General features: G+C 37.3%; 15 protein-coding genes. 5 read left to right on the top strand and 10 right to left on the bottom strand.

Translation table 11 applies throughout. The annotated features are described in order from the left end of the window. Window positions 1–14: 14 nt before the first annotated feature. The 9 genes from ACQV2Q_RS04925 to ACQV2Q_RS04885 form a co-directional block, all read right to left on the bottom strand. Window positions 15–182 carry a DUF1146 family protein gene (locus ACQV2Q_RS04925; RefSeq protein WP_428873896.1) on the bottom strand — a complete coding sequence of 56 codons (168 nt, stop codon included), beginning with the start codon at window positions 180–182 and terminating at the stop codon, window positions 15–17. A 220-nt stretch (window positions 183–402) separates the two neighbouring features. Further along, window positions 403–1,638, bottom strand: coding sequence for a hydroxymethylglutaryl-CoA synthase (locus ACQV2Q_RS04920; protein WP_428882096.1), 1,236 nt, complete (start codon window positions 1,636–1,638; stop codon window positions 403–405). 41 nt (window positions 1,639–1,679) lie between these two features. After that, the gene (locus ACQV2Q_RS04915) at window positions 1,680–2,921 is read right to left on the bottom strand and encodes a hydroxymethylglutaryl-CoA reductase, degradative (RefSeq protein WP_428873858.1); all 1,242 of its coding nucleotides are present in this window, start codon (window positions 2,919–2,921) and stop codon (window positions 1,680–1,682) included. A 60-nt stretch (window positions 2,922–2,981) separates the two neighbouring features. Next, window positions 2,982–3,620 (bottom strand): uracil phosphoribosyltransferase, encoded by a 639-nt coding sequence (gene upp / locus ACQV2Q_RS04910; protein WP_428873857.1) that lies wholly within the window; start codon window positions 3,618–3,620, stop codon window positions 2,982–2,984. A gap of 26 nt (window positions 3,621–3,646) precedes the next feature. Further along, window positions 3,647–4,873: a serine hydroxymethyltransferase gene (gene glyA, locus ACQV2Q_RS04905; protein WP_428873856.1), complete on the bottom strand. Its 1,227-nt coding sequence runs from the start codon at window positions 4,871–4,873 to the stop codon at window positions 3,647–3,649. 47 nt (window positions 4,874–4,920) lie between these two features. Then, a complete protein-coding gene (locus tag ACQV2Q_RS04900; protein WP_428882095.1) occupies window positions 4,921–5,946 on the bottom strand; it encodes an L-threonylcarbamoyladenylate synthase in 1,026 nt (341 codons plus the stop codon). Next, window positions 5,927–6,814, bottom strand: coding sequence for a peptide chain release factor N(5)-glutamine methyltransferase (gene prmC, locus ACQV2Q_RS04895; RefSeq protein WP_428882094.1), 888 nt, complete (start codon window positions 6,812–6,814; stop codon window positions 5,927–5,929). Before prmC ends, ACQV2Q_RS04900 begins: the two co-directional genes overlap by 20 nt. Then, window positions 6,798–7,877 carry a peptide chain release factor 1 gene (gene prfA, locus ACQV2Q_RS04890; protein ID WP_428882093.1) on the bottom strand — a complete coding sequence of 360 codons (1,080 nt, stop codon included), beginning with the start codon at window positions 7,875–7,877 and terminating at the stop codon, window positions 6,798–6,800. The genes prmC and prfA overlap by 17 nt, the downstream gene beginning before the upstream one ends. A gap of 35 nt (window positions 7,878–7,912) precedes the next feature. Continuing rightward, the gene (locus ACQV2Q_RS04885; protein ID WP_428873852.1) at window positions 7,913–8,491 is read right to left on the bottom strand and encodes a thymidine kinase; all 579 of its coding nucleotides are present in this window, start codon (window positions 8,489–8,491) and stop codon (window positions 7,913–7,915) included. A gap of 195 nt (window positions 8,492–8,686) precedes the next feature. Here ACQV2Q_RS04885 and ACQV2Q_RS04880 point away from each other — a divergent pair, with 195 nt between their 5' ends. From ACQV2Q_RS04880 to ACQV2Q_RS04865, 4 genes are all read left to right on the top strand, one after another. Next, window positions 8,687–10,027 carry a MurT ligase domain-containing protein gene (locus ACQV2Q_RS04880; protein ID WP_428876000.1) on the top strand — a complete coding sequence of 447 codons (1,341 nt, stop codon included), beginning with the start codon at window positions 8,687–8,689 and terminating at the stop codon, window positions 10,025–10,027. Between the two features lie 13 nt (window positions 10,028–10,040). Further along, window positions 10,041–10,709, top strand: coding sequence for a type 1 glutamine amidotransferase (locus tag ACQV2Q_RS04875; protein WP_428882092.1), 669 nt, complete (start codon window positions 10,041–10,043; stop codon window positions 10,707–10,709). A gap of 100 nt (window positions 10,710–10,809) precedes the next feature. Continuing rightward, window positions 10,810–11,472 (top strand): ABC transporter ATP-binding protein, encoded by a 663-nt coding sequence (locus ACQV2Q_RS04870; RefSeq protein WP_428873849.1) that lies wholly within the window; start codon window positions 10,810–10,812, stop codon window positions 11,470–11,472. Further along, window positions 11,472–12,257, top strand: a complete 786-nt coding sequence (locus ACQV2Q_RS04865; protein ID WP_428873848.1) for an ABC transporter permease — start codon at window positions 11,472–11,474, stop codon at window positions 12,255–12,257. The genes ACQV2Q_RS04870 and ACQV2Q_RS04865 overlap by 1 nt, the downstream gene beginning before the upstream one ends. 41 nt (window positions 12,258–12,298) lie before the next feature. Here the strand turns inward: ACQV2Q_RS04865 and nagA are convergent, their stop codons facing one another. Beyond that, window positions 12,299–13,453: an N-acetylglucosamine-6-phosphate deacetylase gene (gene nagA / locus ACQV2Q_RS04860; RefSeq protein WP_428882091.1), complete on the bottom strand. Its 1,155-nt coding sequence runs from the start codon at window positions 13,451–13,453 to the stop codon at window positions 12,299–12,301. A 306-nt stretch (window positions 13,454–13,759) separates the two neighbouring features. Here nagA and ACQV2Q_RS04855 point away from each other — a divergent pair, with 306 nt between their 5' ends. After that, window positions 13,760–14,263 carry an HAD hydrolase-like protein gene (locus ACQV2Q_RS04855; protein WP_428882089.1) on the top strand — a complete coding sequence of 168 codons (504 nt, stop codon included), beginning with the start codon at window positions 13,760–13,762 and terminating at the stop codon, window positions 14,261–14,263. Window positions 14,264–14,283: the final 20 nt, after the last annotated feature.

The raw sequence follows: 14,283 nt of genomic DNA, 5'->3' as shown, positions 1-14,283 counted from the left end.
ACTTATACACATGATTAGAGAAACGCTGACATCAATAGTAGACGTAAGGTTTCAATGATTGTTATAAAAAACGAACTTGTCAAATAGCCCAAGCCAATACTACATAAAATACATAGGTATCGGTCCATTGCTTGGTGTTGAGGTTGTAAAACACTCCTCCAATTAACTTTTGACAGAGCCATATAGGCTAGGATGACAAAGAAAATGCGAAAAAACAGTACTGCCATACCATTTATAATTGCATACATTTAAATCACCCTTTCATGTTCGTAATCATCATAGCATAAATAAGAAGTAAGTAAAATGACTATAAAGCAAAAATACTATCAAAAAGAAATAGGGCTTAACTTTTCACAATAAAAAAGCTATCCTGCTAATCTTTGACAGTATGAAATCTATTTATTACTTTTTAAAGTCATTTTGATGACTAGCATTTTGTAGATAATAACGTCGATGGTTATCAATCTTAGCCAAATAAAACTCTCCTTCATGAACACTTGGATCAAATTCAATTATTTCGTCACTAGGCTCAATGGCTTCTAAGTATAGCTTTTCATATTCCTCAATGCTTAACTTTCGACGTTTCTGGAACATTGCTTCAATTTCATTCAAGAGTATAGCCTCTCTAAAACCTGGCTGTAATGCTCCAAAAAAACATTCAGCAACCGCACCTGAACCATAAGAAAATAGGGAAATCTTATCGCCTTTTTTAAGACTTTGATCATGAACTAAAAGTGAAATTAAGCCTAGATAAAGCGAGCCAGTATAAATGTTGCCAATATGTCTTGAATATTGAACAGCGTGATCGTAATGTTTATCAAAACGGTCTAAAGCCTTCAACTTCTGATCTACATCTTTGAGTGTATTTGTTGAATCATTTAAATACTGACGATAGTTTTTAATCGACTTACGACCCATTTTGGTAAATGGTAAATGGAACAATTGTACTTGATAAGCATCCCAAAAATCCGGTTTACGCTTACCTACTTCTTCCATAATATTCAAAAAGGTCTGATTATATAGATTGGTAGAAAACTTACCGTCTACACGTGGATATATGTCGTATTGTGGTCGCCAAAAATCAAATTGATTGTCAGTATAAGCAATGCTTTCTTCTTCAATAGCTAAAATCGCTGGATCAGCAGTTATTAACATAGCCACTGCTCCTGCTCCTTGAGTCGCTTCTCCAGAAGACGCTAGACCATATCGAGCAATATCGGTTGTAACGACTAACACCTTTCTTTCGGGTCTTAAGCGCACATAGTCAACAGCCGCTTGTAAAGCTGCCGTTCCTGCATAACATGCCTCTTTGATTTCATAGGAGCGTGCAAAACGGTTAATCTTTAATGCTTGGTGCAAATATATTGAAGCTGCTTTAGAATAATCAAAAGACGATTCAGTAGCTACAATCACTTGGTCAATTAAGTCCCGATCTTCTTTTGAAATAATTGGTAACGCTGCATTAATGGCCAATGTAACAATATCTTGTTTGTAATCCGTGACAGCCATTTGACTTTGGCCGATTCCAATTGTAAATTTTGCTGGATCAATATCTCTTGCTTGAGCTAATTCCTCCATGTCTACATATTGGGGTGGTATATAAAAATGAATACGGTCGATTCCAACTTTTGTTTTCATTAATTCCCTCCTCAGTTTTTTCAATCATAATAGACATTATCTTACGAATTTCTCATTTTGTCTAGTAAATCCCTTGCAATCTGAGAGTTAAAGCTTTCTCTTACTTTTAACAATTTAACTAATAGGTCGATTTCATCGGCTTTGGCTCCCACTTGTATCGCTAAGCTACGAGCCTGCAATCCCATATGACCCTTTTGTATACCTTCGGATACGATGGCTTTTAAGGCTGCAAAGTTTTGGGCTAAACCGACAGAAGCAACAACTTGAGCTAACTCTAAAGCATTAGGATTTCCCATTAAATTTAAAGACCACTTTGCCATTGGATGAATGGATAAGGTCCCCCCCACCGTAGCGACTGGAAGAGGAATGTCCATATGTCCGCTCAATTCGGCCTTCTTAGAATCATAAAACCACTGACTTAAACCTCGATATTTTCCTTCTTTACATGCAAAGGCATGAACACTCGCTTCTACCGCACGCCAATCATTTCCTGTAGCAATCAAAACCGCATCCACTCCATTCATAATCCCTTTATTATGAGTTGTGGCACGGTAAGGATCCAATTGGGCATAGTCACTAGCCATAGCAATTTTTTGGGCAATAGGATGGGCTCTATCTAAATTTATATCTATACGCTCAATAGAAAGAGTCGCTTCCACCTTAACAAAATTTTGTGGATTGTAATTTGAAAGAATTGCCATTAAAACCTTGCCACCAATATCTTTTTTTATCTCAAAGGCTAATGCTTCCAAAACAGTATTTAAAGAGTTGGCTCCCATAGCTTCACAAGGGTCAAATAGTAGATAATAGGAATGGTAGAGCGTCTGATTGCTGCGATAAGCCGAATACTCAATATCTAAAGGTCCCCCTCCTCTTTCTACCATCCGATAAGCTACTTTTTTAGCAAAGCTCAACCACCCCTCTTTATGCTTGTTAAGAGCTTGTTTCGCTTCAGCTTCTGTCCAATCAGTTAAAACAATTTGTCCTTTAATTGTTTTACGGTCTAAATGCGCTTTAATATTACCCAGATGTTTGGCGCCATTGGATGCCGCAGCTATTACCGATGGTTCTTCTGTTACCATCGGAACTATGTAGTCCTTTTCGTTCACTTGAATAGTCGGTAATATCCCCATTGGAAGGCCATAAGTGTAGAGATAGTTTTCAATCATCTGATTGGCTCTTTTTTCATCTAATATAGGAAAATCCATCTTATTTTCTAAATAAGGGGAAATATTTAAACGTCTTTCCTGTAATGATTGACGGTAAAATTTCTTAAGTGTCATTAAATGCTCCTCATAAAAAAACACAGGTAGAAAAATCTACCTGTGCAAGTAATTTAAAAATTATTTAGTCCCGAAGATACGGTCACCAGCATCACCAAGTCCTGGTAGAATATAGGAATTCTCATTTAAGCGCTCATCCAAGGCAGCTGTAAAGATATCAACAGTTGGAAAAGCTTCTTGCAAAGCCTTCACTCCTTCAGGAGCAGCCACTAAACATACAAATGTAATGTGCTGCTTATCAACGCCATATTTCTCAGTTAATTGTTTAAGAGCCGAAATGGCAGATCCTCCTGTAGCTAACATTGGATCGACTACAAATACTTGGCGATCTTTAATATCAAGAGGAAGCTTAGCAAAATATTCAACAATCTCTAATGTGTCATGCTCACGATACAAACCAATGTGACCCACACGAGCAGCGGGGACCAAAGATAAAATTCCGTCTACCATACCTAATCCTGCACGAAGAATTGGAACAATAGCCATTTTCTTACCAGCAATTTGTTTTTGCTTAGTAACAGCTAGTGGTGTTTCAATTTCAACTTCTTCAAGCGGTAGGTCGCGTGTGATTTCATAAGCCATCAACATAGCAATCTCATTGGTTACTTCACGAAACACTTTAGTTGAAGCGTTCTTATCGCGAATAATGGTTAGTTTATGTTGAATTAAGGGATGATCAACTACCGTAAATTTTGCCATTCTTTTTCCTCCTAATCTAAAGTATCTTAGTGATAAGCGTTAAGAGGCTTGTCAGCTACAATTGCTTCTGCTTGCTTACGTAGTTCAGCAAGTTCAGACTCTTCGGCTTTAAGAGCCTTAACAATAATTTCAGCAATTTCACGTGCTTGATCTTCTTTAATACCTCTTGAAGTAATTGCTGGTGTTCCCACACGGATACCTGATGTTTCAACAAATGAACGTTGGTCATTTGGAATAGAGTTCTTATTAACAGTGATTGCAACTTCTTCTAAACGGTTTTGTGCCCACTTACCAGAAACATCAAAGCTTGTTAAGTCTAATAACATTAAGTGGTTATCTGTACCACCTGAGATAACGCGTAAGCCACTCTCGTTAAATACTTCTGCCATAGCAGCAGCATTCTTAATAACTTGTTGTGCATACTCTTTAAATTCAGGTTGTAAAGCTTCACCAAAGGCAACTGCTTTAGCTGCAATAACGTGCTCTAAAGGTCCTCCTTGGATTCCTGGGAAGATAGCAGAGTTTAATTTCTTACCATATTCTTCTTTAGCAGTTAAGATCATGCCACCACGAGGACCTCTTAAAGTCTTGTGAGTAGTAGTTGTAACTACATCCGCGTAAGGAAGTGGATTTGGATGTAAACCAGCCGCTACTAAACCAGCGATATGCGCCATATCAACCATTAAAATAGCGCCAACTTCTTTAGCAATCTTTGCAAATCTTTCAAAGTCGATTGTACGTGAGTAGGCAGAAGCACCCGCAATAATCATTTTTGGCTTCTCTTCACGCGCAATTTTTTCTAAAGTGTCATAGTCTAGCTGTTCATTTTCATCAAGACCATAAGCTAACATATGATATGATTGACCAGAGAAGTTAACTGGTGAACCGTGAGTCAAGTGCCCACCTTGAGATAAGTCCATACCTAATACTTTATCTCCTGGTTCTAAGAAGGCACGGTAAACAGCTAAGTTAGCTGAAGAACCTGAGTGAGGTTGAACGTTAACATAAGTTGCGCCAAATAATTCTTTGGCACGATCAATTGCTAATTGTTCTAGGATGTCTACGTATTCACACCCACCATAATAACGACGTCCTGGATATCCTTCAGCATATTTATTGGTTAGGATTGACCCTTGAACCTTCATAACATCTTCAGATACAAAGTTTTCTGAAGCAATTAATTCGATACCATGCGTTTGACGTTGGCGTTCTTTTTCAATTACCTCAAAAACTTCTGCATTAATATTTGACATATATACACCCTCCAAAAAAATAGTTACAACATTTAGTTGTAGTTTAATTATAACATAAATGACGACGCTTTCGTAACCCTATTCATGAAAGCAAGTGTTTTCTCATCGTTTTCTAATCCTTGAACATAAATTTTCTCTGCCGGACCTTTTTCTAGAGCCCTAAGTCCAGAAAATAAATGTTGTGAAGCGCTCTGCCAGTCATTCGGTTGACCCAATGAATAACTATCGACAACCTGGGGCCGTTCTTTCAAACCATCAATAATAGCATTATCAGCCAAAATGCCTATCTTCATCGATTCTTTATTGACTAATTCAACCCATTCTTCTATTTTTCTCGGAAATGCTATCAGGTAAACCGGTTGTTTGGGACTATAATGACGATATTTGACTCCTGGGGAAGCTACATTTAAATTAGCCAATTGCATTTTTTCAGAAACAATCTGAACAGGACAGGCTGTTTTAGCTTGAATCTGACTAGGCGTGATATGTCCTGGTCGTAAAACATCCACTCTATCCTCATGGGGATAGACAACTGTCGACTCAATACCCACCTCCGTTAAAGCTTGGCCATTATTTAGAATTCCAGCAATTACACCTCTAAAATCATGTAGTACATGCGCCAAGCTCGTCGGACTTGGTTTGCCAGATAGATTTGCTGACGGACCTACTAGTGGGGTTCCCACTAAGCCAATTAATTCTAAGGTGAGAGACTGATTAGGCATCCGAATAGCTACACTTTGCTTACCGCCAGTCACGTTATCAGCTACTTTCCCTTTTTTAAGTGGAAAAATAATCGTTAAAGGTCCCGGCCAGAAACTATCCATCAATGATTGAGCGATGGGGGAGATTTCATTCACTAGTTCTTCAACTTGATCTTGATTGGCAACATGCACGATTAAGGGGTTGTCATTAGGACGGCCCTTTGCTTTAAAGACTTTTGCCACAGCTACTGGATTTGTGGCAATAGCCCCTAATCCATAAACCGTTTCGGTTGGAAAAGCGATTAATTCCCCCTTTTTTAGTAGTTCTGCTGCTTGAGGCAAGCTTTGCTTATCAAAAATTAGAGTCTTCATTTAAATCCTCCTCTCGCATCAAAGATACATATCGATCTTTACCCGCAAAATCACGTCCAATTTGAATAAAAGCCGCTGGAAAAGCGTCTTGTAATATCGTCTTAACAGCCAGACCTTGGGCAAAACCTATTTCCAAAAAAACACCGGCTCTTGGTTTTAAGTGTGAAGGTAATTGCTTAGCTAAAGCTTTATAAATGGCTAAACCTTCATCTTCCGCAAACAAGGCGGATTGTGGTTCATATTTTTTTACAGAAGCATCCATTAAATCCAACTCACTTTGAGCAATATATGGCGGATTAGAAACGAATACATCAAATTGAAAATCTGGCTTAAAGGCTTGCATCAAGTCTGAATGGACAAATTGAATATTCACTTGATGGTCATTAGCATTTTTCTTAGCTAGTTGAAGGGTTGCTTGTGAGAAATCACTAGCATATACTTCCCAAGTTGGTAAAGCTTTCTTTAATTCAATAGCAATTATGCCTGAACCGGTTCCTAAATCGATTACTTTGCCTGGAGGCAGCTGACGCATATAAGCCAGCGCTTTTTCAACTAAACCAGCCGTTTCTTCTCGTGGGATCAAGCAAGCCGGACTTACCTGATATTTGTGGTCCATAAAATAAATGTAGCCGCTAATATACTGTATCGGTTCATCATTTACGATCCGGTGGAGAGCAGAATCAAATTGGCTGGCTAGACCTTGTGAAATCGGTTGATTTAAAAACTTGACGGTCTGACTTAAATCCCAATCAAACAACTGCATCCAATAATAGCGCGCCAAATTTGCATCGTGGCCGTGTTGATTCAAAAAAAATGAAGCCTTTTGGAGGGCTTCATTTAAAGTTAGTTCTTTATGCTCCTTGACCATTGAGCTCCTCCAACTTTTGCGTTTGGTCATATACAACAAGGGCATCAATGATTTCATCGATATTGCCTTGCATAATAGAATCGAGTTGCTGAATGGTTAAGCCAATCCGATGGTCGGTCACACGGTTTTGTGGATAATTATATGTGCGAATTCGTTCAGATCGGTCTCCAGTACCTACTGCCAACTTTCTTTCAGAATCAAAAGCTTCTTGCTTTTCAGACTGCAGAATATCGTAAACACGTGTTCTTAATACTTTCATGGCTTTTTCTCTATTTTTTAATTGTGATCGCTCATCTTGCATAGCTACCACAACTCCTGTTGGGATATGGGTCATTCGAACAGCTGAAGCTGTCTTGTTAACGTGCTGTCCACCAGCACCAGAAGCATGATAAATATCCACACGGATATCATTTTCATCTAAATCAAAATCGATTTCCTCTTGTTCAGGCATTACCACTACTGTAGCAGTGGATGTATGAACCCGACCTTGCGATTCGGTTTCTGGTACACGTTGCACTCTATGTGCACCGTTTTCGAATTTTAGTTTGGAGTAGACTTTTTCGCCTGTAATCATTAAGGTTACTTCTTTGTATCCTCCAATGCCTGTAATATTGGCTGACATTAGTTCGACTTTCCAGCCCTGGGCTTCAGCAAACTTGGAGTACATGGTTAAAAGATCCCCTGCAAATAGTTGTGCTTCATCCCCACCGGCTGCTCCTCGAATTTCCATGATAATGTTTTTGCCATCATTAGGATCTTCTGGCAACATCATCAATTTAATTTCTTCTTCTAATTGATCTTTTTCTTCCTTCAAATCAGAAAGTTCTAACTTGGCTAATTCTGCCATATCAGGGTCTAAATCGCCCGCTAACATTTCTTCTGTATCTGATAGTTCTTCATTGACTTGTTTATAACGACGAATTTTAGCTACCTTAGGTCTTAAATCGGATTCCTCAATCGATAACTTTCTTAATCGATCCGAATCAGATATAATTTCTGGATCACTCATCATTTCGATTACTTCCTCAAAACGGAAGATTAATTGATCTAATTGTTCAAACATGACATTCTCCTCAATCTACTTATTAAAGTCTTTTTTTAAATTTTTCCAGGGTTTTTATAACATTTACGACAAACAGGTAAATAAGCTTCATTGCCCCCTATTTGAATTTGGTCTCCTTCATAAACTGGTTGACCATCAAGAAACCTTAAATTCATAGTGGCTTTTTTATGACAGAACCAACAAATTGTTTTAATTTCTTCGATTTTATCAGCATAAAGGAGCAAATATTTTGACCCTTCAAATAGTTCATTGGTAAAATCATTTTTCAAACCAAAGGCCATGACCGGAATATTTAACTCATCGACAACCTTAGCTAATTCAATGATATGGTGTTTCTTTAAGAATTGTGCCTCATCAACCAAGACACAAAAAAGGCGGTCTTTTTGGTGAGAAGCCTTAATCTTTTCATAAAAGTTATCCTCATCAGAAATCGGAATAGCTTGTCGATTGAAACCTGTTCGTGAAGAAACAATCCCTACCCCGTCACGGTTATCTATTGCTGAAGTATAGATTTGCACAGCTTTGTTTTGTTCTTCATAGTTATGAGCAACTTTAATAATTTCTATTGATTTACCTGAATTCATTGCTCCATATTTAAAATAAAACTTAGCCATTACCATGCTCCTCTTGTCTGTAGTTTAATTCAACCTATTCATAATAGGTTATTTTTATTTAGAAAGTCAATCCTTCACACACTATTCTATTCTATCACATCCTATCACTTGTCAAAAGAGATTCTTTCTTCCAAATTTACTTGAGGACTGATAGAATAATATTACTTGTATATTATGAAAAGTTGAGGTGGTAGCATGCCATTACGTAGCCAAATCGCTCGTATTATTGGAAAGACAAGCCGTTATTTATTAACTAAATTCACTCAAGGAGGGTCCTCCTTACCTGGAAAAATTGCCCTTACTATAGAACCCGATCTCTTAAAAGAATTAGCCAACAATTATCAAGTTGTGGTTGTTACTGGCACAAACGGAAAAACGCTAACAACCTCTTTAATTGTTGAAATTTTAAAAGAAGTAGAGCCCTTAGTCATTACCAATCCCTCTGGATCAAATATGCATCAAGGAATAGTAACTACGTTTTTACAAGCCCCTCGCTTAAAAGATGGCCAAAAAGGAATAGCCATTTTAGAAGTCGATGAAGGCTCTTTAAGCCATGTGGTTAAAGCCATCCAACCGGAGTATTTTGTTTTTACAAATATTTTCCGCGACCAGTTGGATCGTTTTGGTGAGCTTCATACTATTTTTGATTTATTAAAAAATGCTGCTAAAAGTGTGCCTACAGCCAAAATTATTGCCAACGGCGATCTACCAATGTTTAATTCATTAGAAATAGAAAATGAGAAAATTTTCTTTGGTTTTGATCATCAAAAGGATGAACGGATTGTTCCGCATCATAATACCGATGGTTTACTTTGCCCAATATGCGATCATATCCTAACCTATAAAATGATTACATATGCTAATTTAGGTAAATATTATTGCGAACATTGTGGTTTTAAACGTCCCAAATTAACTTATACCGTCGATCAAATTAATGAGCTGGCGCTTACCCACTCCCAATTTTCGATTAATGGCCAGTCCTTCACTTTACCAGTTGCTGGTAAGTATAATATTTATAATGCTTTAGCCGCTTATTCATTGACTAGAGAGCTAGGGTTAGATGATAGTGAGATTCGACAAGCTTTTGAAAAAGCTAAGAAAGTATTTGGTCGACAAGAAAGTATTCAAATAAAAGACAAAAAGGTTCTACTTAATTTGGTGAAAAATCCGGTTGGTTTAGATCAAGTACTAGAACTGATTACTTTTGATCATCAACCCTTCACTTTAGTCAATATTCTAAATAATCAATATGCTGATGGGACAGATGTTTCATGGATTTGGGACGGTAATTATGAACGATTAAAGACCATGCCAGTCGCTGAAGTCATCACCGCTGGTGATAAAGTAGATGATTTGACCAAGCGAATTATTGTTGCGGGAATTGATGAAAATCAAATTAAAAAAGCTCACTCAATAGAAGAAATTTTCCAGCTGATTGAGCAAGCCAACACAGAAAACATTCATGTTTTAGCAACTTATACTGCCATGCTTCAATTAAGAGAAGAACTAAAAAAGCAGGGCTATCTAAATCATTGAGAGGAAGAAGTGAATGAGAACTTTTAGAATTTGTCACTTATATGGTAATTTACTTAATACATATGGTGATAATGGAAATTTACTGATGCTTCAATACCATGCCCAAAAAAGAGGGATGGATGTATTAACTGAAGTGGTAACAATTGATGACCCTTTTGATCCTACTGCCTATGATTTAGTCTTTTTTGGTGGTGGACAAGATTACGAGCAAAAGGTAATTGCTAAACAGATCCAATCCATCCGACCTGGTTTGCAAGAATTCATTGAAAAAGATGGTGTCGTTCTAGCAATTTGTGGTGGTTATCAACTCTTAGGTCATTATTATGTTAATGCTAAAGGAGAAAAATTACCGGGACTTGGTATTCTTGACCATTTTACTGAAAGACAAATTAACCACCGCTTTACCGGTGATACCAAAATCTATTCTGACTATTTTAAGCGCGAACTCATCGGGTTCGAGAACCACAATGGTGTGACTCATTTAGGAAAAAATCAAAAAGCTTTCGGAAAAGTCATTCAAGGATATGGGAATAATGGTAAAGACCAAACTGAAGGGACCCATTACCGCAATACTTTTGGCAGTTATTTTCACGGTCCCTTATTAGTTAAAAACGATTGGTTGACTGATGAGTTAATTGATTTAGCTCTTTCTAATCAACAGACTCCTAAAGTTGAAGCCTAAGGCAATTAAAGCCAAAGGCTTCAACTTTTTTCTAGTTAGCTTTAATAAGAGTCACCCTCATGTTAAAATAAATGATAATGATTCTAAAAAGGAGTATATTATGTCAAATATTCTTACAGTCAAAGATCTTACTATTCAAAGTTCAAAGAAAACAATTATTTCTGACTTGTCTTTTAAGATTGAAAAAGGGGATTTTGTTTCTATCAATGGCCCTTCTGGATCAGGAAAATCAACCCTCTTAAAAGAAATTGTTTACTTAAATGCCCCTAACCTAAGCCGATCAGGGTCTATTTTTTTTGAAGAGAAAGAAATTGACCAGTATCCACCCATTGAACTGAGACAAAAAATTTCCTACTGCTTCCAAACAGCTCAATTGTTTGGTCGAGATGTATGGGATAATTTGTCCTTCCCTTATGAAATTCGCGATTTACCCGCTGATAAAGATCGTATTGTTCAATTATTGCAAGAAGTAGAACTTTCAAGCGATTATTTAAGCAAAGAAATTAATAGTTTATCTGGAGGAGAAAAACAACGGGTTGCTCTTATTCGAAATTTAATTTTTCCGCCGGAAATTTTATTATTAGATGAAATTACCTCTGCTCTTGATCAAAGAACCAGAGAAATACTATGGCGTTGGCTACTCAACTATATTGACAAAGAAGGAATTACTACTCTTTTAATTAGTCATTTAGACAAGGACCACCAGCTTGCTAATCGCGAAGTTTATATATCGAAAAATATCGATGAAAGCGAGGAAGAATAATGACTCAGAATCTTCAAGTTAGTCCGCTTACTTTAGCCCTTTCTTTTTCCCTTGTTTTAATAACCTTTTATATTTCATATAAAGAACAACTGGACCTTTGGAAAGATTTATTGATTGCCATAGTAAGAGTTATTTTACAATTATTAATTGTAGGCTATGTCTTAGAACAAGTCTTCTCTATCGATAACGCTTTGCTTACTGTAGCCATGGTTGCGGTTATTATTTTCAATGCCGCTTGGAATGCTTCTAAGCACGGTAAAGGAATAAATAAAGCCTTCGCCATTTCTTTATCAGCAATCGGAATTGGATCACTCACTAGTTTAGCAATATTAGTCTTATCTGGTTCTCTAAAATTTACCCCTTCCCAAGTGGTTCCAATCACAGGGATGATTTCTGGGACGGCCATGACGGCTCTCGGTTTAACCTATAGAAATTTGAAACAGCTTTTTGAAGATCATAGACAGGCATTTCTAGAAATGCTAGCCTTAGGAGCAAGTCCACAGCAAGCTAGCACGCATATTAAAAAACTGGCCGTTAAATCTGGTATTCAGCCAACCATCGATAGCGTGAAAACTACAGGAGTTGTCACCTTGCCGGGTATGATGTCGGGTTTAATTTTTGCCGGTGTCGATCCAACCAAGGCAATTATGTATCAAATGATGATCTCCTTTACTCTATTAGGTACCACTTCACTGGTCTCAGCAACTTCCGCTCATTTAGCTATTCGTACTTTTTTCAATGATCGCTATCAATTAACCTTCATGCCAGAAAATGATAAAAAATAAAGTAAAATAAAATCCCCAAGAGGGGTTTCTTGGGGATTATTCTATACTCGATATCTTAATTGGCCATCTAAGTAGGTTGCTTGTAAGTCAGCATTTTGATTAAGAACAATAAAATCAGCTGCTATATCTTTTCTTATTGAGCCACATTCAGCTTGAATTCCGACAGAACGCGCTGGATTTAGACTCGCCATCCGAATTGCTTGGTCGACTGTTGCTAGTTCCCATTTAATCATGTTTTGAACGCCTTGTATCAGTTCTAGAATAGAGCCCGCGAGGCTTCCTCCTTCAACTAATCGCGCTGTTCCTTCGCTTACCATTACATCAAACTCACCTAAACGGGAGATGCCTTCTCCCATGCCACCGGCTCGCATACAATCAGTAATTAAAACTGTCTCTTCTAGTCCTCTAGCTTTAAGTGCAATTTCAATAGCAGCTGGGTGAACATGGTGGCCGTCGGCTATGATTTCAGCAAAAACATCTTTCAAGCTAAGTGCCGCGCCAACCATACCAGGATTGCGATGGTGCAAACCTGACATACCATTGTATAAATGAATAAAAATATCAGCACCTGCCTCTACTGCAGCTTTTGCTTGATCATAACTAGCATCTGAATGGGCAAGTGCAGTATGGACTCCTTGGGCTTTGGCATATTCAATAAATGGAATGACTCCTTGACGTTCTGGTGCAATTGCAATTTTATTGACTAAACCCCCTGACAATTTTATCCATTCACTTAATGCATCAATCGAGGGATCACTCATGTATTTGGGATTTTGTGCCCCTTTATATTTTTCTGTAAAGAAAGGTCCTTCTAAAAAGATTCCTCGGACTTTAGCTCCCTGACAGGTTTGATAATTTGTTTTGATCATCGAACATACTGCATTTAAACGCTCAATCGAATCGGTTAAAGTTGTTGGCAAAAAGGAGGTCACTCCGCAAGTCAATAATTGGTCAGAAATATGGCGCAGACCTTCAGGATCATTATCCATAATATCGTAACCTTGATAGCCGTGGATATGTGTATCCACTAAACCAGGAGCAATTATCAGATTCTCATAATCTTTTATTCGCTCAACATTTGCTGGCAAATCACTCACAATTTCGCCAAACTTACCCCCATCTGTTACTTCAAGAAAGGCTTCCTCAACTACTGAACTATCTAATATAATTTGCTTTGCTTTATAGTATTTACTCATACCATCACTCCTCTTACTACATATTATACTTGTTTTTGAAAATTATAGAATAATTTTGCTAATAACTATGCTGTGATGAGATAGATAAGTTTATATAGGAGTTTAAAATTGATTAAAGCAATAGGTTTTGACTTAGATGATACACTCTATGATCGAAGTGCCATTTATCAGTAGGTATATGAAGCCTTTCAATCAGACAACCCTTATAACATCCCCTTTGATTCTTTTAATCCTGTCTACCAGCATTATTCGAAAAATCTTTACCAATCCTTTATTGCCGATAACTGTAGTAAACTTCATTATCAATTGCAGCGGACTATTGATGCTTTTAGCACTTTCGAGCATGAAATTCACTTAGATCCAGCTCATAGTTTTCTTGATCTATACAAGGATTGCAAAAAATATCTAACGCTTCGTCCAAATTTTCATGAATGCTTGCTCCACCTTAAAGAAAGTTCTGTAGAACTCTTTATACTGACTAAAGGAGCCAATGCTGGTCAAAGGAGTAAAATTGAAGTGCTCGGCTTAAGGCAATACTTTGATGAGGATCAAAATTTCATATCGGAAAACTTGGCTTATTCGAAAGCTGATGTTGAAATTTTCAATAAAATTACTAACTCACTTGCTTGCGCAAAAGATGAAATTATTTATAGTGGAGTTGATTGGACCAATGACATCGAAGGATCTTTAAATAGTGGTTGGCAAGCTATTTACTTTAATGTCCATAACAAACCTGGTAGGAATAATCATCCCTATCTTAAAGCAATCCAATTTGAAAAGGACCTTTGTAATTTACTATCCAATCTTTAAAAAAAATCCGAGCAAATTGC

This window comes from Facklamia sp. P12950 (assembly GCF_050409465.1).
Lineage (GTDB): Bacteria > Bacillota > Bacilli > Lactobacillales > Aerococcaceae > Facklamia.
This window is presented reverse-complemented; position numbering and strand designations above follow the sequence as displayed.

What these genes read in the sequence shown, in the direction of transcription:
- ACQV2Q_RS04925 (WP_428873896.1), bottom strand. Translation starts at nt 182, where the DNA reads ATGGCTCTGTCAAAAGTTAATTGGAGGAGTGTTTTACAACCTCAACAC.
- ACQV2Q_RS04920 (WP_428882096.1), bottom strand. Translation starts at nt 1,638, where the DNA reads ATGAAAACAAAAGTTGGAATCGACCGTATTCATTTTTATATACCACCC.
- ACQV2Q_RS04915 (WP_428873858.1), bottom strand. Translation starts at nt 2,921, where the DNA reads ATGACACTTAAGAAATTTTACCGTCAATCATTACAGGAAAGACGTTTA.
- upp (WP_428873857.1), bottom strand. Translation starts at nt 3,620, where the DNA reads ATGGCAAAATTTACGGTAGTTGATCATCCCTTAATTCAACATAAACTA.
- glyA (WP_428873856.1), bottom strand. Translation starts at nt 4,873, where the DNA reads ATGTCAAATATTAATGCAGAAGTTTTTGAGGTAATTGAAAAAGAACGC.
- ACQV2Q_RS04900 (WP_428882095.1), bottom strand. Translation starts at nt 5,946, where the DNA reads ATGAAGACTCTAATTTTTGATAAGCAAAGCTTGCCTCAAGCAGCAGAA.
- prmC (WP_428882094.1), bottom strand. Translation starts at nt 6,814, where the DNA reads ATGGTCAAGGAGCATAAAGAACTAACTTTAAATGAAGCCCTCCAAAAG.
- prfA (WP_428882093.1), bottom strand. Translation starts at nt 7,877, where the DNA reads ATGTTTGAACAATTAGATCAATTAATCTTCCGTTTTGAGGAAGTAATC.
- ACQV2Q_RS04885 (WP_428873852.1), bottom strand. Translation starts at nt 8,491, where the DNA reads ATGGCTAAGTTTTATTTTAAATATGGAGCAATGAATTCAGGTAAATCA.
- ACQV2Q_RS04880 (WP_428876000.1), top strand. Translation starts at nt 8,687, where the DNA reads ATGCCATTACGTAGCCAAATCGCTCGTATTATTGGAAAGACAAGCCGT.
- ACQV2Q_RS04875 (WP_428882092.1), top strand. Translation starts at nt 10,041, where the DNA reads ATGAGAACTTTTAGAATTTGTCACTTATATGGTAATTTACTTAATACA.
- ACQV2Q_RS04870 (WP_428873849.1), top strand. Translation starts at nt 10,810, where the DNA reads ATGTCAAATATTCTTACAGTCAAAGATCTTACTATTCAAAGTTCAAAG.
- ACQV2Q_RS04865 (WP_428873848.1), top strand. Translation starts at nt 11,472, where the DNA reads ATGACTCAGAATCTTCAAGTTAGTCCGCTTACTTTAGCCCTTTCTTTT.
- nagA (WP_428882091.1), bottom strand. Translation starts at nt 13,453, where the DNA reads ATGAGTAAATACTATAAAGCAAAGCAAATTATATTAGATAGTTCAGTA.